Annotated in this window: 12 protein-coding genes and 2 pseudogenes; 3 read left to right on the top strand and 11 right to left on the bottom strand. The window is 75.0% G+C overall.

All coding sequences use genetic code 11. The features are described from left to right. Window positions 1–62: 62 nt before the first annotated feature. From ftsH to AB0946_RS36305, 5 genes are all read right to left on the bottom strand, one after another. Window positions 63–2000 (bottom strand): ATP-dependent zinc metalloprotease FtsH, encoded by a 1938-nt coding sequence (gene ftsH, locus AB0946_RS36325; protein WP_366764975.1) that lies wholly within the window; start codon window positions 1998–2000, stop codon window positions 63–65. A 203-nt stretch (window positions 2001–2203) separates the two neighbouring features. Next, window positions 2204–2335 carry a hypothetical protein gene (locus tag AB0946_RS36320; RefSeq protein WP_366764974.1) on the bottom strand — a complete coding sequence of 44 codons (132 nt, stop codon included), beginning with the start codon at window positions 2333–2335 and terminating at the stop codon, window positions 2204–2206. A 132-nt stretch (window positions 2336–2467) separates the two neighbouring features. After that, complete coding sequence (locus AB0946_RS36315; RefSeq protein WP_366764973.1) at window positions 2468–2746, bottom strand: WhiB family transcriptional regulator; 279 nt, start codon at window positions 2744–2746, stop codon at window positions 2468–2470. A 90-nt stretch (window positions 2747–2836) separates the two neighbouring features. Beyond that, complete coding sequence (locus AB0946_RS36310; RefSeq protein ID WP_366764972.1) at window positions 2837–3241, bottom strand: SsgA family sporulation/cell division regulator; 405 nt, start codon at window positions 3239–3241, stop codon at window positions 2837–2839. A gap of 113 nt (window positions 3242–3354) precedes the next feature. Next, entirely contained in the window at window positions 3355–3969 is a 615-nt protein-coding gene (locus AB0946_RS36305; RefSeq protein ID WP_366764970.1) for a hypothetical protein, read from the bottom strand. A 532-nt stretch (window positions 3970–4501) separates the two neighbouring features. Here AB0946_RS36305 and AB0946_RS36300 point away from each other — a divergent pair. Continuing rightward, a complete protein-coding gene (locus AB0946_RS36300) occupies window positions 4502–7348 on the top strand; it encodes a LuxR C-terminal-related transcriptional regulator (protein WP_366764969.1) in 2847 nt (948 codons plus the stop codon). A gap of 64 nt (window positions 7349–7412) precedes the next feature. After that, the gene (locus AB0946_RS36295; protein WP_366764968.1) at window positions 7413–8072 is read left to right on the top strand and encodes a response regulator transcription factor; all 660 of its coding nucleotides are present in this window, start codon (window positions 7413–7415) and stop codon (window positions 8070–8072) included. Window positions 8073–8088: 16 nt separating this feature from the next. On the opposite strand, the gene AB0946_RS36290 is transcribed toward AB0946_RS36295, so the two are convergent. From AB0946_RS36290 to AB0946_RS36280, 3 genes are all read right to left on the bottom strand, one after another. Continuing rightward, complete coding sequence (locus AB0946_RS36290) at window positions 8089–8454, bottom strand: response regulator (protein ID WP_366764967.1); 366 nt, start codon at window positions 8452–8454, stop codon at window positions 8089–8091. A gap of 276 nt (window positions 8455–8730) precedes the next feature. Then, a complete protein-coding gene (locus AB0946_RS36285; RefSeq protein WP_366764966.1) occupies window positions 8731–9459 on the bottom strand; it encodes a response regulator transcription factor in 729 nt (242 codons plus the stop codon). Beyond that, window positions 9456–10730, bottom strand: coding sequence for a histidine kinase (locus tag AB0946_RS36280; RefSeq protein WP_366764965.1), 1275 nt, complete (start codon window positions 10728–10730; stop codon window positions 9456–9458). Before AB0946_RS36280 ends, AB0946_RS36285 begins: the two co-directional genes overlap by 4 nt. 181 nt (window positions 10731–10911) lie before the next feature. Here AB0946_RS36280 and AB0946_RS36275 point away from each other — a divergent pair, with 181 nt between their 5' ends. Further along, window positions 10912–13434 (top strand): ABC transporter permease, encoded by a 2523-nt coding sequence (locus tag AB0946_RS36275; RefSeq protein WP_366764964.1) that lies wholly within the window; start codon window positions 10912–10914, stop codon window positions 13432–13434. Between the two features lie 298 nt (window positions 13435–13732). Here AB0946_RS36275 and AB0946_RS36270 read toward each other — a convergent pair whose 3' ends face one another. The 3 genes and pseudogenes from AB0946_RS36270 to poxB all read right to left on the bottom strand — a co-directional run. Continuing rightward, window positions 13733–15676 (bottom strand): MFS transporter, encoded by a 1944-nt coding sequence (locus AB0946_RS36270; RefSeq protein ID WP_366764963.1) that lies wholly within the window; start codon window positions 15674–15676, stop codon window positions 13733–13735. Between the two features lie 127 nt (window positions 15677–15803). Beyond that, a pseudogene (locus AB0946_RS36265) lies at window positions 15804–16034 on the bottom strand (winged helix DNA-binding protein); the annotation flags it as partial. Window positions 16035–16143: 109 nt separating this feature from the next. Next, window positions 16144–17862 (bottom strand): annotated as a pseudogene (gene poxB / locus AB0946_RS36260) (ubiquinone-dependent pyruvate dehydrogenase); the annotation flags it as partial. Between the last annotated feature and the right edge of the window lie 56 nt (window positions 17863–17918).

Below are 17918 nucleotides of genomic sequence, written 5' to 3'. Positions count from 1 at the left end.
GGAGACGGTCCGCCGACGCGCGCGGCAGGCCGGCCGAGGTGCCGCCGGCGGGGCCGCATCGCTCAGGCCTCCCGTCCGCCGGCGGCGGGTGTGACGCCGGCGACGCGGTACGCCTCCGCCTCGTCCAGCGTCTCGTGCTCCAGCAGGGCGGCGGCCAGATCGTCCAGGCGGTGGCGGTTCTCCTCCAGGGTGCGGCACGCCTCGGCGTAGCACTCCTCGACGATCCGGCGCATCTCGCCCTCGACCAGGTCGAGGGTGCGCGGGGCGGCGGACATCCCGTAGGGCTGCTGACCGTCCTCGCGCAGCACCGACAGGTGTCCCACCCGGTCGCTCATCCCCCACCGCGCCACCATCCCGCGGGCGATGCCGGTGACGTGTTCCAGGTCGTTCTCGGCGCCGGTGGTGATCACCCCGAACACGACCCGCTCGGCCGCCATGCCGCCGAGGGCCCCGATGATCCGGCCCCGCAGGTACTCCTCCGTGTACGCGTACGTGTCGGCGTCCGGTGTCGACAGGGTCACCCCCAGCGCCCGGCCGCGCGGCACGATGGTGATCTTGCGGACCGGGTCGGCGCCGGGCTGCAGCATGCCCAGCAGGGCGTGGCCGCTCTCGTGGTAGGCGGTGCGCCGGCGCTGCTCCTCGGGCATCACCAGCGGGCGCTGCGCACCGAGTTGCACCTTCTCCAGGGCGTCGGACAGATCGTGCCCGGTCACCTGGTCCCGGTCGCGCCTGACCGCGAGCAGCGCGGCCTCGTTGGCGAGGTTGGCCAGTTCGGCGCCGGTCATGCCCGGGGTCGTACGGGCGACCTGGGCCAGGTCGACGTCCCCGGCCAGCGGCATGGACCGGGTGTGGATGCGCAGGATGGCCTCGCGGCCCTTGCGGTCCGGCGGGGAGACGGTCACCACCCGGTCGAACCGGCCGGGCCGGGTCAGCGCCGGGTCCAGGATCTCGGCCCGGTTGGTCGCGGCGACCACGACGACGCCGTCGGAGGCGGAGAAGCCGTCCATCTCCGTGAGGATCTGGTTGAGCGTCTGCTCGCGTTCGTCGTGTCCGCCCACCGCCGAACCGGTGCGCGCCCGGCCGATGGTGTCGATCTCGTCGATGAAGACGATCGACGGGGCCACCTTGCGGGCCTCGGCGAACAACTCGCGCACCCGGGAGGCGCCCACGCCGACGATCATCTCGATGAACTCGGAGGCCGAGGCGGAGAAGAACGGCACCCCGGCCTCGCCGGCCACCGCCCGTGCGAGCAGCGTCTTCCCGGTGCCGGGTGGACCGGCGAGCAGGACGCCGCGGGGCATCTTCGCGCCCAGGCGGCGGTAGGCCTCGGGCCGCTTGAGGAAGTCGACGACGTCGTTGAGTTCGCCCTCGACCTCGTCGATGCCGGCCACGTCGGCGAACGTCGTCCGCCCCTGCTCCGCCTCGACCGGCTTCGGCGGCCTGCGGCCCAGGATGCCGCCCATGCCGCCGCCGAGACCGCCCCCCGCCCTGCGGGCGAAGAACACCCATACGGCGATGAGCAGCGCGGTCGGCACCAGCGACACCAGCAACGACTGGCCGAGGCCCGGTCCCTGGGCCACCGGCGACGCGGAGACCGAGACCTTCTGCCGCGTGATCTCCCGCCACAGCCCGTCGTCGTCGGCGAAGGCGGGCTTGTACGTCTTGAAGCGGAGATAGGTGGTGCCGCCGTCACCGCCGGGCGCCGTGCGGGCCTCCTTCTTGAGCGTGCCCTGGATCTGCGAGCCCCGGGAGTAGACCGTCTTGACGTTGCCCGCGTCCAGTTGCGCGGTGAAGGCGGTGTAGTCGATGGACGTGGTGCCGTCGCCGTGCATGGTGTTGTAGAGCAGGCCGGTCCCCAGGTAGACGACGAGGAGGATCACGACCTGCACCAGGCAGCCGTTGCGGGAGCGCCGGCCGTCCGGCGTGGGCGGCCCGCCCGGCACTCCCTCGGAACGCCATGGGGACCGCGGGTCGTGTCGGGGCGGTACGGGTGCGGCCATCGGACTTCTCCTTGGGAGCGGCGCGGTGCCCGTCGGCAGACGGGGACGGCAGGGGCGGGGTGTGCGGGGCCGGTGCAGGGCGGTGCGGGGGGCTGTGCCCGGCCGTGCGGAAGCGGATGGTGCGGGGGCGGTGCGGAAGGCCCGGGGTGGTGTCCGGATGCTGCGGGGGCGGCGCGAGTGGTCGTACCGCCGCGGCGGTCGCTTCACGGGAGGCGGCCGGCCCGCCGGACCATGACGGTGGACGACAGGCCGAGGACCACGCCGTCCGCGGCGGCGGCGCGTGCCGGGTGCCGTACCACCGCCCAGGGCGGGAACACCCTCCACAGGCCCGTCACCCCGAGTGTGCGGCACTCAGCCCGGTCATGCGGTCGGGGTCGGCGCCGGCGCCGCGTGTGCGTGATGGGCCGGTGGCAGGTGCAGCGTCGGTGCCAGGGCCCGCGAGCCCGGCGTGATCGGAACGAAAGACCCTAGGCCGCGCCCGCGGTGCCCGTGTCGAACCGGCGGCGGTCCGTGTCCGACATCCCGCCCCAGATGCCGTAGTTCTCCCCGTGCTTGAAAGCCGTGGCCGCACAGACGTCGGCGACCTCGCAGCGGCCGCAGATGCGCCGGGCCCGCTCCTCCCGGTCGCGGCGCGCCCGCCCCCGCTCTCCCGGAGGGGAGAAGAAGGTGGAGCTGCTCATGCCGCGGCAGGCGGCGCTCTGCTGCCACTGCCAGTCGCTGAGGAGGGGCCGCGGGTTGCTTCGCATGGTCTTCCTTCCGGGAAAGGTGTGTGTAGGTCCTCCGGGACACGTGTCCCGGCATCCGCTCGCGCGCGCCGTGCCGGCGGTGGGCGCGTCTCACTCCGCCAGCTGGACCAGCTCGTCCCAGTCGACCCCGTCCAGCTCGGCCCCGCGCGGGACCATGGTGTAGGTCCCGGCGAGCCAGGTCCTGACCGGTTCGGCGGGGATCTCGAAGAGTGCCTTGCGGGCGCCTCCCACCCGCAGGCAGAAGGAGGACGCTTCACCGTCGAGGTCGCACACGGGCCAGAGCGCCACGTCGCCCTCGCCCACCCGGGCGGACAGGCCGTCGGCCAGCAGGTCGCGGGCGAAGATCCAGCGCACCGGCCGCTCGCCGTCGGCGTCGAGGACCACGGTGACGGCCAGCGGATCGTGGGTGTCGTAGGAGATCTCGGAGTTCAGCGTGAGGGTGAGGTCCGAGGTCACCCAGTGTGTGACCTCCAGCGAGAGCCGGCACTTCTTCATGGTCGCCTCCTCGGGGCTCGGCCGGTCGACCGGCCTGGAAACGTGGGTTGTCGTGTGCGTACGGTCCCGGCGCGCGGCTGCCTGCGAGTGCGCCGCCCGGGCCGGGGTGCGTCTCAGTCGATCGCGCGCAGGGTGCGGGGGTGCCGCCGTGCGGCGGCGAACGCCTCGAAGGCGCCGGTGGCCATCAGTACGGAGCCGCCGACGTCGGCCAGCTGCCCCAGGGACGAGAAGGGGAAGGCGGTCATGAACAGACCCGCCGAGACGATCACCGCGTTCAGTACGTCGTCGTGGACGAAGACGTGGCTCACCGAGGCCGAGGTGGCGGAGACGGCCATGGTGAGTCCCCGCAGCAGCCAGCCGCAGCCGGTCCACAGCCCGAGCAGGAACACGGTGTCGGCCCGGCCCAGGAGGAGGACCGTGCCGAGCAGCAGGGCGGCCAGCCCTCCGGCGGCCAGCATCCAGCGGACCGCCGCCGACGCCTTCGACCGGTGGACCGCGAGCAGTTGCAGGAGCCCCTGGACGGTCAGGTGGACCCCGAAGAGCGCCCCGGCCCGTGTCACCGTGCCGACGGGCGCGACGATCAGTACGGCCCCGACAGCGGCCGAGACCAGTGAGCCGGCCAGCATCGCCTTCCGGGTGAGGACACCACCCGGTCCGGCGACCATCCGGACGCCGGTGCTGCCCAGGGGGTGACGGACCTCGGCCCGAATGGTGTCCAGCTGTGCCATGCCCAGTTCCCGTTCGTCAGCCGCAGGCGTCCGGTGCACTGCGGGCCTTCTTGTTCTCGGTGAAACATGTCGGTCCCGGTGGGCCGGCCGGTGTGGAACAGCCCCCGGATACAAGCGTCAGTCTCGGAATCGGGCCGCATCCGGGTCTGTCGTGTGCTCCCTCCGCCTTCCTAGGGGCTGCCCCACGGCTATGTAGGGCCCACCCCACACCGTGGCGGGCACCGGCCGTGTGACGTGCGGCGCAGCGGTCGCTCCGGCCGAGGCGGACCGGCTGGTTCCGGGACGGCACGCGTGCGGAACGTCGGGTTGTCCCCACATCGCCCGTGGAGTGCGCCCCCGGGAGCCTCTCAGGTGTGCTTGACAGCCACTGGAGGTGACGACGGCACATCCTGTCGGAACCGAGGACACATCACGTGTGCGGGACGCCGACGAGGCGGAACGCGGCCGGCCGCTCCCGGGCGGGCCGGACTCGCGGCCGTGCCGCACAGCCGGGGGCACCGGCCGCTCGGCACACGGACCACCGGAGGCTGCCTTGATCCAGGCGACTGACATCCCGCCGAGAACGCACGGCGCCGCCGTCCCCGTGCCCGCGGCGGTCCCGCGCGGGCACGGGGAGCAGCGCGAACAGCTCCTTCAGCGGATGCTGCGCCTCCTCCACCGTGACGAGGGCGGGGTGCTGTGGGTCGAGGGGCCCGCCGGCGCCGGAAAGTCCCGCCTGCTCGCCTTCGCCGCCGAGGAGGCGGCGCCCGCCGGGGCCCTGACCCTGACCGGCAGCGGCGTCGCCGGACACGGCATGCCACCGCTGGCTCCCCTGCTGGACGCCCTCGCGTCGGGGTCGTCGTACCCCGGGGCCGGGTCGTCGTACCCCGGGGCCGGTTCTCCGTACCAGTCGATGCGGCGGGTGGAGGAGGCGCTGCGGGACCTCGCCCGCGACCGGCCGCTCGTCGTCGTCCTGGACGACGTGCAGTACTGCGACGAGCCGACCCTGCTCGCGGTGCGCGGGCTCACCGCGCGGCTCGCCGGGCTGCCGCTGCTGTGGGTGCTGGCCGCGCGGTCCCACCCCGACGTGCCGGCCGTGGAGTCGCTGCGGCGCGATCTGCTGGCCGAGGGGGCGCTCCCCCTCGACGTCGGGGCCCTGGACCCGGACGCCGTACGGCTGCTGGTCCGGGACCTGCTGGGGCCGCGGGCCGCGCAGGCCGATCCGTACCTGCCCCTCGCCGGCGGCCTGCCCGGCGCCGTCCGGCAGCTGTGCGGCCTGCTCACCGCGCGGACCGAGACCGCCGGCGGTGCCCGTGCCGGCGAGGACCCGGTGGCCGGGGCCGTCGCCGCCCGCAGGCTCGACCAGTTGACGCGGCCCGCGAAGGAACTGGTGCTGATCGCCTCCGCGCTGGGCGACACCCTCACCGTCCGGCACCTGTCCCGGGTGCTCGGCCGCGGCGAGTCCGCCCTGCTGCGCCCCCTGCGCGAGGTGCTGGCGGCGGGACTGATGCGGGCGGAGCGGCAGCACCTCGCCTTCGCGCACCCGTCGGTGCGGGACGCCGTCGTCGCCACCCTGCCGCCGCCCGTACGGCTGTCCGTGCGCCGGCGCTCGGTCGACCTGCGGCTCGCGGACGGCACGCCCCCGGCGGCGCTCGCCGCGGAGATCGCCGAACTGGCCGAGCCCGGCGACGAGCACGCGATCCGCGTCCTGGAGACCGCCGCCCGGGAACTGGCACCCCACTCGCCCGCGACGGCGGCGGCACACCTGCGCCGCGCGGTGGAGCTGAGCGAGGACACCCCGCCCCGGCGGATGCGGCTGGCGGCGCGGCTGGTTCCGCTGCTGTGGGAGACCGGTGACGCCGCGGAGGCCCGCGCCCTGGCCCGTGAGGTGGTCCGGATGCCGCCGGACGCGGCCACCCACGCGCGGGTGTGCCTGGAACTGACCCGGATGGGCGGCCCGTTCCCGGTGCCCCAGGCCGAGGCACATCTGCGCCGGGCCCTGGCCCACCGCGGCGTGCCGCGGCCGGTGAAGGACCAGTTGCTGTCGACGACGCTGCTGAACCGTCTGCTGGCGGGCGAGGCCGAGGAGGCCGGCGAAGCCCTCACCGGGTCCCCGGCACGCGCCCGGGGCACACACCCGCTCGACGACCTGACGCAGCGCACCCTCCGCTCGATGAGCGCCGGCCACCGGCAGCGGTGGGCCGAGGCGCTCGCACACAGCGAGTCGGTGCCGGCGAGGGCCGCCGAGCTGGACCCGGCGTACGGGCCCGCCCTCCCCGAAGTGGTCCTGTCGACGGTCTGGCGGGCCGCGCTGCTGGGCCTGGCCGGCGACGGCACGGCCGCCGCCGACCTGGTGGAAGGAGGGCTGGCGGACGCGGAGCAGCGGGGCCGGCGGGCGTACCTGCCGCTGTGGCGCACCGCACGGGCCCGGCTGCTGCTGGACGCCGGCCGGCTGCCGGAGGCGGCACGCGAACTGGCGGCGGCCGGGGCCGGACCGCACGGTCCGGGGACGTCCGCGGCGAGCGAGGCCGCCGTGGTGTGCGCCCGCGCCCGGATCGCCTTCCACACCGGGGACGACGCCGCGCTGGAGGCGTGCGCGGCCCTGGCGGAGACCTACCTGGCGGGTGGGGACCGGCAGTCGCGCAGGGCCGGCGCGTGGATCGCGGTCCTGACCGCCCTGTACCGGGACGAGGCCCTGACCCGTGACCGGTTGTGCGCGGCCGCCGCCCATCTGCGCCGCGGCTTCCTCCACGCGACCTGCGTCGACGCCGGGGACGTGGTGCTGCTGGCGGCGGCCGCGCTGGCCTCCGGGCAGCGTGACGTGGCCGCCGCGGCGGTGGGGTTCGCCGAGGACCGGGCCCGGCTCAACCCCGGCCTGCCGCTGTTCGCGGGCGCCGCCGCGCACGCCCGGGGCCTGTTCGCCCGGGACGCGGACCTGCTCGCCGAGGCGGCGGAACTCCATGGGACCGCGCGCCCCTTGCTGCGGGCCCGCGCCCTCGAGGACGCCGGGGAGTGCGCCGCCTCGGCCGACGCCGGCACGGCCCGGTCGCGCTTGGAGGAGGCGTTCGCGCTCTACACCGGGTGCGGGGCGGGGCGCGACGCGCGGCGGGTGCACGGCAGGCTCCGCCGGCTCGGCATCCGGCCCGTCGGCGTGACGGGCGCCGCCGTCCCGGCCGCCCCGCACCCGGAATGGCGGGGCTTGACCCGGTCGGAGCTCGGCGTGGTGCGGCTGATCGCCCACGGTGCCACCAACCGCGAGGCGGCGGAACGGCTGTTCCTGTCCCCGCACACCGTGAACACACACCTGCGGCACGCCTTCGAGAAGCTCGGCGTCCGCTCCCGCGTCCAGCTGGCCCGCCTGTACGCGCGCGAGGTCGACTCCGCCCCGGTCTCCGCGTGAGCGGCCGGCGCCGGTGAGGTCCCTCGTCAACTGGACACGGCACACCGCAGGCTAGGATTCCGCCATGAGCCAACCACTGCGGGCGGTGCTGGGAGAAGACCAGCCGATCGTACGCGAGGGCATCGCGACCATCCTGCGGCACGCGGGCATCGACGTCGTCGCGTCCGTCGACAACGCGGTGGACCTCGTCCGCGTCGCCGAGGAGCACCGGCCCGACGTGGTGATCACCGACATCCGGATGCCGCCGGCCCTGGAGGCCGACGGCCTGGACGCCGTACGGAAGATCCGCGCGGCGCGGCCGGAGACCGCCGTGATCGTCCTCTCGCAGTTCCTCGACGCCTCCTACGCGCTCGACCTGGTCGGGGACGATCCGAGCGGGGTGGGCTACCTGCTGAAGGAGAAGGTGGCCAGTCCCCAGATCCTCATAGACGCCGTCGAGCGGGTCGTGGCCCGCGACTCGGCCCTCGACCCGGACGTGATCTCGGCCCTGCTGGGGCGCAAGCGCCCGGAGGACCCGCTGGCGGCACTGACGCCGAAGGAGCGGGAGGTCCTCTCGCTCATGGCGGAGGGCCATTCCAACACCGGTATCTCCGAGAAGCTCTTCGTGAGCGTCGCCGCCGTGGAGCGGCACGTGACCGGCATCTTCATGAAACTGGGGCTCAGCCAGTCGGCTTCCGGGCAGCACCGGCGCGTGCTGGCGGTGCTGCGCTACCTCGGACAGTAAGCGGGACGCCGGGGGCTCATGGCGCCGAGGGGGCGAACATGCCCCGCAGGTCGGCGTCGAACAGCTTGTCCTTGGCGACGAAGGACTCGATCCCCGCTCTCCGCAGTTCCTCCTGCGACCAGAACGACTTGTCCGTGGAGGTCAGCACGATCCGCGGCGGATCGTCCTCCTCGGTCAGCCGACGGGCCACGCTCAGTCCGTCCAGGTCGGGCAGGTGCAGGTCGAGCAGGAGTCCGTCGGGGCGGTGTGCCCGCACGGCGGCCAGGGCCGATGCGCCGTCCCCGGACTCCGCCACGACGCGCAGGCCCCGTGCCGTCAGCAGCGTCGTGGCGATGCGGCGGAATCCGGGGTCGTCGTCGACGACGACGATGTTGATGCACATGGCCTCAGCATGCCCAACGGTCGGACGGCGGGGCCATAGGGGGAGCCCTACGGTTTGTGTACCACTCATGCATGGGGAACTCCGCGCGCGCCCGGGGGCCTCCCGCAGCCGACGGCGGCGTCGGGCGGGTCGCGCCCCGGCCGCCCGAACGGGAGCGGCCTCCCCCGGCACACCTGTGGGGAGTGCCCTGCACACGCCGTCACGCAAACCCGGGGTGCGCCCCATCGGCCGCCCGGAGCGAGAAACGTATGCCCTGCTCCTCCCGGCGACGCCGTTTCAGTCGGTGGCCGCGCCCCGCGTGTCCTGGCCGGTGCACACCCCGTTCTCCCAGGCCCAGGCGGCGATCTCCACCCGGTTGCGGGCGGCGAGCTTGCGCTGGACACTGCCGAGGTGCGTCTTGACGGTGGACAGGGAGACGTGCAGCTCGGCCGCCAGTTCCTCGTTGGTACGGCCGCGCGCGACGAGTCGTACGACGTCCAGCTCGCGGGCGGTGAGCGGGAGTCCGAGCGCTGCCGGGCGGGTCCGTGACGAGCCGCGCCGCCGGTCCGCCGGCTTTCCGGACCCTGCCGCGGACGCGGCGTCGGTCATGTGCCGGAGCAGCCGGACCGTCACCGCCGGGGAGATCAGGGCGTTGTCGGCGGCCACCGCGCGCACCGCCTCGACGAGCAGCGCGGGGGACCCGTCCTTGAGGAGGAACCCGTGGGCGCCGTTGCGCAGCGCCCGGTACACGTACTCGTCGAGGTCGAAGGTGGTGGCGATGAGCACCTTCAGCGGGTCGGGCGCCTCCGGGCCCGCCAGCAGCCGGGTCGCCTCCAGGCCGTCGGTGCCCGGCATCCTGATGTCCAGCAGGCACACGTCCGGACGCAGCCGGCGGGCCTCCCGCACCGCGGTGCTGCCGTCGGCCACCGAGGCGACGATCTCCATGTCGGGCTGGGCGCCGAGGATCATGCCGTAGGCCGAGCGGATCATCTGCTGGTCGTCGGCGATGAGGATGCTGATCGTCATGGCTCCAGGGTGGCAGTCGTACGGTCGTCACCGTCACGCCGGTCGTCGCCGGGGACGGGCAGGGGGCCGGGCAGCGGGACGCGGGCCTCGACGAGCCAGCCGACACCCGGCCGCGGCCCCGCGGTCAAGGTGCCGCCCATCATGGCCGCGCGTTCGGCCAGCCCGACCAGTCCGTACCCGGTGCGGGCGGGCCCGACGCCCGCGTCGACGGGCGCCCCGCCGCTGCCGGCCGCGTCCGGTCCGTCGTCGGTCACCGAGACGAGCACGAACGGGCGGGCGGTGTCGCCGGCCAGCCGTACGTCGACGGTGACCGCCCCCGCCCCGCGCGCGTGCTTGCGCACATTGGTCAGCGACTCGCGTACGACCTGGTGCACGGTGGCGGCCACACCCGGCGGCAGCGCGCCGGCGGTGAGACGGGGGTCGAGGGTGAGCGCGGTGGCCGGGCCGGTCGCGGAGAAGCGTTCGGTCAGGGCGCGCAGGTCGGCGAGTTCCGCGCCCGGACCCGCCGTGGCCGCCGGGCCGGCGGGGTCGCGCAGGACCGCCACCATGGCGCGCATCGACTGCATGGCCTGCGACCCGGCCTCCTCCACGGCCGCCAGCATGCCGTCCAGTTCCTCCGGCGACGGGGGACGGCCGGCCGCCGTCGCGTACCTCACGGCCTTGGTCTGGGCGATGATCGCCGTCACGTGGTGGCCGACGAAGTCGTGCAGTTCCCGCGCGTACTCAAGGCGCTGCGCCTGCAGCCCGGCCTGGTGCTCCTGCGCCCGGTAGCGGTCGAGCAGCCGGAGGTACAGGCCCAGTGCCGTCGCCAGGGCGGCGGCGAACCAGAGCGCCGGGACCACGAACGGCACCAGCGGTTCGTACTCCGACGGCGGCAGCCGCAGGAGGATCACGGTCAGTGCGACCAGCGCCCCGCCGGCCAGGGCCGCGGCGCGCAGCGGCGGACGCAGGCGCGCCGCCCGGACGACGACCAGCAGCAGGGCGGAGGTCTCGACGAGCCCGAAGGTGGTGTCGGGTCGGGCGGCCACCCGGATGGTCACGAGGGTCACCAGGCACGAGGCGAGGACACCGGCGGCGGCCACCGCGTCGAAGCGGCCCCGGCGCACGGCGACGGCGGCGAGCGGCAGGCCGCCGGACACCGTCCAGGCGGCGGCCAGCGCAACGGAGCCGGTGTCCGCGCCCTCGGTGGCCACCGCTGCGGTCAGCAGGACCGCCGCGCAGGCCGCCGCGATCCGCCTGCCTCCCGCCGGGACGTCGAAGAGCTGGTTCATGCCGGGGAGGTTACGGCGCTCCCCCGCCGCCGCGCCTCGTCCGTTCGGCCGAGGAACGCCCGGTGCGCGCCCCGCACCTTCGCACCTCCGGCTGATCCGCGCGGCCCCCGGACCCGGTCAGGATCGGACCGTCCGCCGGCTCCCGGCACCGTCACTCCCGACCGCAGCGCTGGAAGGCCCCATGCTCCGTACCGTCATGCGTTCCGTGCTCCGCGACCGGCACCGCTTCGCCCTGCCCGCCCTGGCCGTGCTGATCGGCGTGGCCTGCGTCAGCGGCTCCCTGCTGTACACCGAGTCCCTGGCCCGGGGTGCCGAGCGGCTCCAGCGGGCCTCGCGGCCGGACGTGTCCGTGGAGGTGCGTCCCATCGGCGGCGGCGCGGCACCCGGCGAGGCGCTGCGGCGCGGGCTCGCCGCGCTGCCCGGGGCGGCGGCGGCCCGGGGCACCCTGCGCGGCCCGGCCTTCCTGGTGGCGCGCGACGGCACCCTGGTGGGGCCGCCGTCCGCCGACGTCGGGGTGAACCTCGTGCCGGACGCACACGGCGCCGATCCCCGTTACCCGATGACGCGGGGGCGCGGCCCGCAGGGTCCCGGGGAGGTCGCCGTGGACCGGTGGTCGGCCGAGCGGGCCGGGTACCGGGTCGGTGACCGGGTCCGGGTCGTCGTCGCCGGCGAGGTCCGCACGGTTCGGCTCACCGGTGTCTTCACCGTGTACGACCCCGCCACCGCCGCCGGCGGCACGGTCACCGCGTTCGACGGTGCCACCGCGCGGGCCCTGTTCGCGCCGGCGCCCGGCCGGTACGCGTCGGTGACCCTCACGGCCGCCCCCGGCACCCCGGCGCGGGCCCTCGCGCAGCGGGCGTCACGCATCCTGCCGCGGGGCCTCGACGCGGTGACCCGCGCGGAGCTGGACAGGGAGGCCGCGGCGGCACCCGACCGGAAGAAGCTCGGCACGCTGCTGCTGCTCTTCGCCGGCATCGCCCTGTTCGTCTCCGCCTTCCTGGTGAGCAACACCTTCACCATGCTCAGCGCGGTGCGGGCACGTGAGCACGCCCTGCTGCGCGCGGTGGGCGCGAGCCGCCGCCGGGTGCTGGGCATGGTGCTCGCCGAGGCGGCCGTCGTCGGAGCCGTGGCGGCCGTCGCCGGGTACGCGCTCGGGGTGGGCGCGGCCTCGCTGCTCACCGGCCTGTTCGGACCGGCCGCCGGACCCGCCGGCACCGCTGCGCCGGCCCTGCTGTCCCCCGTTCCGCTGCTGACGGCCCTGTGCGTCGGCGTGGGTTTCACGGCCGCCGCCGCGTACGTCCCCGCCCTGCGGGCCTCCGCCGTCGCCCCCGTGGCGGCCCTGCGCACGCACCTGCCGGCCCCGCCCGCCGCGCTGCGGCGCCGCGCCCTGGCCGGCCTCGCGGCCACCGCCGCCGGTGCGCTGCTGATGGCGGCGGGCGAGGGCGACCTCGGGGTGCTGTCGCTCGCCACTCCGGTGCTGCTGGCCGGGCTGATCCTGCTCACGCCGCGGCTGGCGGACGCCGTCACCCGGGCGCTGCGCGCGCCGGTGCGGCTGCTGACCGGAGTGCGCGGCACCCTGGCGCTGGCCAACGCGCGCCGCGATCCACGGCGTACGGCGGCGACGGCCGGGGCGCTCACCGTGTGCGTGGCGCTCGTCAGCGCGGTCACCGTGGCGCTGTCCTCGCTGAGCGCCACGGCGGGGCGGGAGGCGGAGGCCGCCATGCCGACGGACCTGCGGATCACCGCGGTCGACTACGCGCGGATCGGCGCGCACACGGCGGCCCGGGTGGCGCGGCTGCCGCACGTGGCGGCGGTCAGCGCGGTCCGCGAGGCCGGCTTCCGCCTCCGCGACGGTTCCGAACTGTGGACCGCGGTGGTGGATCCGCGGGCCGTGGGCCGGGGCCGGCTCGCCGATCTCACGGTGCGCGCGGGCGACCTGGACGAGCTGGCCGGCCGGGCCGGCGGCATCGCGGTGACGCGGGACCTGGCCGAGGAGCACGGGTGGCGCCTGGGCGACCGGATCACCGGCAGGCGTCTGTCGGCCGAGGGCACGGCGCACGGCCCGGCGCTGGACCGCCGGATCGTCGCGGTCTACGACGGCCCGGACGCCCTCGGTCCGGCCCTGCTGCCGGAGAGCGCGGTGGCCGGGAGCGGTACGCCGGACGGTGCGGTGCTCTCGGTGCTGGTGCGTGCCGAGCCCGGCCGCACGGTCGCGCTGAAGGAGGAGATCCGCCGTGCCCTGCACAATCCGGTGCTGCTCGTCCAGGACCGGGCGGACGCGGCACGCGAGGCGGAGCGCGGCTTCGGCCCGCTGTTGTCGGTGCTGTACGCGATGCTCAGTGTCACGGTCGCCGTGGCCGCGCTGGGCGTGGCGAACACCATGGGCATGGCGGTCTTCGAGCGGGCCCGGGAGATCGGCCTGCTGCGCGCCGTCGGTCTCGACCGCGCGGGTGTGCGGTCCATGCTGCGGGTGGAGGCGGTGGTGGTGTCGGCGCTGGGCGCCGGGCTGGGCATCCTCGCGGGCGGCGCGGCGGGGGTGGCGGCGGTGGCCGGACAGCACGGCGCCGTGATCTCGGTGCCCTGGGCGGCCCTGTCGGCACTGTTCGCGGGCGCCGCCGCCGTCGGCGTGCTCGCCGCGCTCGGACCGGGCGTACGGGCGGCGGCGGTACCGGTGACACGGGCGGTGGGCGGCGAGGTCGGCTGAGCGGGTGCCGGGCGTAAGCCGCTCGCGGACATATGGGGCGCCTCCGCTTCCCGGTGCCGCCGAGTCGTCGCGGCGAGTGCCGGCCCGCCGGTGACCGGCCGCCCCAGCCGGTCGGTGTGCGCGCAGATACGTGTCCGACGTCGTCCCTCTTGTCGCGTGCGGCGACCTGACATGCCGTCAGGGGACCCGAGCGAAGCTGCCGTCCGCGTCCAGCCCCTCGGGCACGTGCGGGCGCCGGTGCCGTGGGGGCGGTGGCCCCGCTGTGCACGGGGACGCCGGTACGGCGGCACCGTACCGGTCAGCCGGCCGGTGCCGTCAGCAGGACGTCGTGGACGACCGGTTCGTCGTCGACGACGATCGTGGACTGCTGCGGCGGGTAGCCGTCGGCGGAGGTGACCAGCACGTACCGCCCGGAGCCGGGGGCGTCCAGCCTGAAGGAGCCGTCGGCCCGTACCTCCGCCCGGGCCAGCTGCCGGCCCTGTGGCGAGGTCAGCGTGACCACGGCCCGCGGGACGGGCTCACTCCCCTCGGCCCTGACCCGGCCGCGGACCGGGACACCCCCGGGCGCGGGGGCCCGCGCGCCCGTGTCGGCGGCCTCCGCCGGTACGGGCATCCCGGCGACGGCCTCGGCGGTCTCCGCCGCCTGGGCCGCCCGCGCCGCCTGGACGAGGCCGCTGGAGGCGCGCAGCGGGACCTCCTTGATGAACAGCGTCACCAGGAAGGCGATCAGCGCGACCGGGGCGACGTACATGAAGATGTCGCCGATCGCGTGCCCGTAGGCGCCTTCCAGCCAGGCGCGGACCGGGCCGGGCAGCAGGGCGAGGTCGGGCAGCCGGCCGTCGCCGGAGGTCTTGGCGGCCACGGCCCGGTCCGGCGGGCTGAGCCGGGTGATGGTCTCACGCGCGTAGTGCCCGATCCGGGTGGTGAGGACCGAGCCGAGCACGGAGACGCCCACCGCGCCGCCGAGCGAGCGGAAGAAGGTCACCGTGGAGGACGCGGCACCGAGGTCGGTCGGGGCGACCTGGTTCTGGGTGCACAGCACGAGGTTCTGGAGGGTCATGCCGACGCCGAGACCCATCAGCGCCATGCACAGCGCGATGAACAGGTACGGGGTGTCGTAGCGGAGCATGCCCAGCAGGGCCAGGCCCGCCGTCAGCAGCACACCGCCGGTCAGCAGCCAGCCCTTCCACTTGCCGGTGCGGGTGATGACCCGGCCGGAGACCGTGGAGGAGACGAACAGACCCGCGATGAACGGGATCGTCATGACGCCCGACCTGGTCGGGGAGTCGCCGCGCGCCAGCTGGAAGTACTGACTGAAGAAGACCGTGCCCGCGAACAGCGCGATGCCGACGAAGAGGGAGGCGGCGGAGGCGAGGGCGATGGTGGGGTTGCGGAACAGCCGCAGCGGGATGATCGGTTCCGCGGCCTTCGTCTCGACGAACAGGAAGGTCAGCGCGAGCACGATCGACGCGCCCACCAGGGTGTACGTCTGCCAGGACAGCCAGGCGTACTTGTCGTCGGCGAAGGTGACCCAGATCAGCAGGGTGCAGACGGCGGCGGTGACGAAGAAGGCGCCGGCCCAGTCCACCTTGACGTCACGCCTGGCCACGGGCAGGTTCAGCGTCCGCTGGAGGACCACCAGCGCGACGAGCGCGAAGGGGATGCCGACGAACAGGCACCAGCGCCAGCCGAGCCAGCTGGTGTCGGTGATGACGCCGCCGAGCAGCGGCCCGCCGACCGTGGCGACGGCGAAGGTCGCGCCCAGGTAGCCGGAGTACCGGCCGCGCTCGCGCGGAGAGATCATCGCGGCCAGGACGACCTGGGCCAGCGCGGACAGACCGCCGCCGCCCAGGCCCTGGATGACACGGGCGGTGATCAGCGTCGCGGGGTCGGGCGCGAGACCGGCCACCAGGGAGCCGACGGAGTAGACGATCAGCGCCGACTGGACCAGGACCTTCTTGCTGAACTGGTCCGCGAGCTTGCCCCACAGCGGGGTCGACGCGGTCACCGCCAGCAGGGAGGCGGTGACGACCCAGGTGTAGGCGCTCTGGCCGCCGCCGAGGTCACCGATGATCCTCGGCAGCGCGTTGGTGACCACGGTGGAGGACAGGATGGCGGCGAACAGGCCGAGCAGCAGCCCGGACAGGGCGCGCATGATCTGCGCGTGGGTCATCGGCGCGTCGGGCGGACCTCCTCCTGGACGGGCGTGGGCCCGCACACCTGCTTCGGGGGTGGTTGTCATGGGGTTTCCCGTCCTTACGTGGTGACAGCGGGTGTACGGGGTGGACGTTCGTCGCCGGCGGTCCGGCGCCGGGGTCCTGTGCGGTCCCGGAGGGCCGTTCCGCCCAGGGGTCGCGTCCGGTCCAGGGGTCCTCGAAGCTGGCCCGGAGCCGGGCCATGAGGCACGTCAGCCGGCGGACGTCCTCGTCGCTCCGACCGCTGAGCCGCCGGGCGAGCATCCGCGCGGTGTGCTCGGACGGTTCGGTGAGCACGGCCCGGCCCTCGGGGGTCAGGCGCAGGATGCGCGAGCGCCGGTCGGCGGGATCGGGGCTGCGGTCGATCCAGCCCCGGGCGGCCAGGTGGGCGACAGGGCGGCTGGTGTTCCGGGCGGCTGCTCCGGCGTCGCCGCCACGGTGCCGGCCCTGCTCGGCCGCGACGGCGACATGCGCATCGGCAGGCTCGCGGAACTGCTCGCCGTCGACATGCCGGTCGGGCGACATTGGTGGTGACCAGGTCGAGGAGTTCCTCGCCCCGGCCGGACAGGATGGTGCGGATCGCGTAGAGCGTGAAACCCTTGGCCTGCTCCACCGTGACCGCCGGCGGCACGGACAGCTCCTGGCGGGCCGTCATGACCTCGACCAGGGCGGGTCCGTCGTGCGCGAAGGCGCCCTTGAGCGCGTCCTCCAGGTCCCCCGGCCGCTCCACCCTGCGGGCCCACAGCCCGACGGCGGCGGCGACCTCGGCGAGCTGCGGATTGTCCAGCTCGGTCGCGTAGTTGACGATGCCGGCCGCCTTCATCTCCAGCTCGACGAAGTTCAGCGAGCCGTTGTTGAAGACGACGATCTTGGCCGGCAGGCGGTTCTGCCGCAGGGTGAACAGCTCCCCGAGGAGCATGGTGAGTCCGCCGTCGCCCGACAGCGAGACCACCTGACGGCCCGGGTACGCCGCCTGCGCGCCCACGGCGTGCGGCAGGGCGCAGGCCATCGTCCCGTGGTTGAAGGACCCCAGCAGGCGCCGGTGTCCGTTGAAGGTCAGGTAGCGGGCCGCCCACACCACCGGGGAGCCGACGTCGACGGTGAAGACCGCGTCCCGGTCCGCGAGGCGGTCCAGGGTGCGGGCCACGAACTGGGGGTGGATCGGGGTGCGTTCACGGTCGTTGACGGCGAGCGCGTCCAGCGACCTGCGCGTGCGGGCGTAGTGGGCGAGGGCGTCGTCGAGATGCCCCCGCCCGCTCTTGACCGTCAGCAGCGGCAGCAGCGCGGGCAGGGTGTCGCGCACGCTGCCGACCAGAGGCAGGTCCACATGGGTGCGCCGGCCGATCTGCTCGCCGCGGATGTCGAGCTGGATGACCTTGGCGCCCCGCGGATAGAACTGCCGGTAGGGGAAGTCGGTGCCCAGCATCAGCAGGGTGTCGGCCTCCTCGATCGCCTTGTAACCGGAGGCGAAGCCGAGCAGGCCGGTCATCCCGACGTCGTACGGGTTGTCGTACTCGACGTACTCCTTGCCGCGCAGGGCGTGCACCACGGGTGCCTTGAGGGTCTCGGCGAGCCTGACCAGGTCGTCGTGGGCGCCGGCGGCCCCCGCGCCCGCCAGGATCGTCACCTTCCGCCCGTCGTTCAGCAGCGCGGCGGCCTCGCGCAGGGCGGCGTCGTCCGGGCGGACGACGGTCCCGGCCGGGCGCACCACCGCGGGGGCCAGGTCGCGGCCGGTCCTGCCGAGGAAGATCTCACCGGGTACGACGACGACCGCTACGCCCCTGCGCTCGACGGCCGCCCGCATCGCCATCTCCAGGACGCGCGTCGCGTGCTCGGGGCTGGTGACGGCCTCCGCGTAGACGCTGCAGTCGGCGAACAGTTCCTGCGGGCGCGTCTCCTGGAAGTAGCCGGAGCCGATCTCACCGCCCGGGATCTGGGCGGCGATGGCGAGGACCGGCACACGGCTGCGCTGGGCGTCGAAGAGGCCGTTGACCAGGTGCAGGTTGCCCGGACCGCAGCTGCCGACACAGACGGTCAGCTCACCGGTGAGCCCGGCCTCGGCCGCCGCCGCGAAGGCGGCGCTCTCCTCGTGCCGCACGTGCACCCACTCGACGTCGCCGTCCCGGCGTATGGCGTCGGTCAGGCCGTTGAGGGAGTCGCCGGGCAGGCCGTACAGGCGCCGCACGCCGGAGGCCTTCAGGGAGGCGATGACGTGGTCAGCGAAGGTGGGCATACGGGTCGCCTTTCGTCGGTCGTGAGCGCGTCCGGGGCGGCGGGGAAACCGCGCGG

The sequence above is a fragment of the Streptomyces sp. NPDC046870 genome (assembly GCF_040704595.1).
Lineage (GTDB): Bacteria > Actinomycetota > Actinomycetes > Streptomycetales > Streptomycetaceae > Streptomyces > Streptomyces argyrophylli.
This window is presented reverse-complemented; position numbering and strand designations above follow the sequence as displayed.

Bases quoted from the DNA above. Each gene is read 5' to 3' on its own strand.
- AB0946_RS36310 (WP_366764972.1), bottom strand. From the start codon at position 3,241: ATGAAGAAGTGCCGGCTCTCGCTGGAGGTCACACACTGGGTGACCTCG.
- AB0946_RS36295 (WP_366764968.1), top strand. From the start codon at position 7,413: ATGAGCCAACCACTGCGGGCGGTGCTGGGAGAAGACCAGCCGATCGTA.
- AB0946_RS36285 (WP_366764966.1), bottom strand. From the start codon at position 9,459: ATGACGATCAGCATCCTCATCGCCGACGACCAGCAGATGATCCGCTCG.
- AB0946_RS36270 (WP_366764963.1), bottom strand. From the start codon at position 15,676: ATGACAACCACCCCCGAAGCAGGTGTGCGGGCCCACGCCCGTCCAGGA.
- AB0946_RS36305 (WP_366764970.1), bottom strand. From the start codon at position 3,969: ATGGCACAGCTGGACACCATTCGGGCCGAGGTCCGTCACCCCCTGGGC.
- AB0946_RS36280 (WP_366764965.1), bottom strand. From the start codon at position 10,730: ATGAACCAGCTCTTCGACGTCCCGGCGGGAGGCAGGCGGATCGCGGCG.
- AB0946_RS36275 (WP_366764964.1), top strand. From the start codon at position 10,912: ATGCTCCGTACCGTCATGCGTTCCGTGCTCCGCGACCGGCACCGCTTC.
- AB0946_RS36315 (WP_366764973.1), bottom strand. From the start codon at position 2,746: ATGCGAAGCAACCCGCGGCCCCTCCTCAGCGACTGGCAGTGGCAGCAG.
- AB0946_RS36290 (WP_366764967.1), bottom strand. From the start codon at position 8,454: ATGTGCATCAACATCGTCGTCGTCGACGACGACCCCGGATTCCGCCGC.
- ftsH (WP_366764975.1), bottom strand. From the start codon at position 2,000: ATGGCCGCACCCGTACCGCCCCGACACGACCCGCGGTCCCCATGGCGT.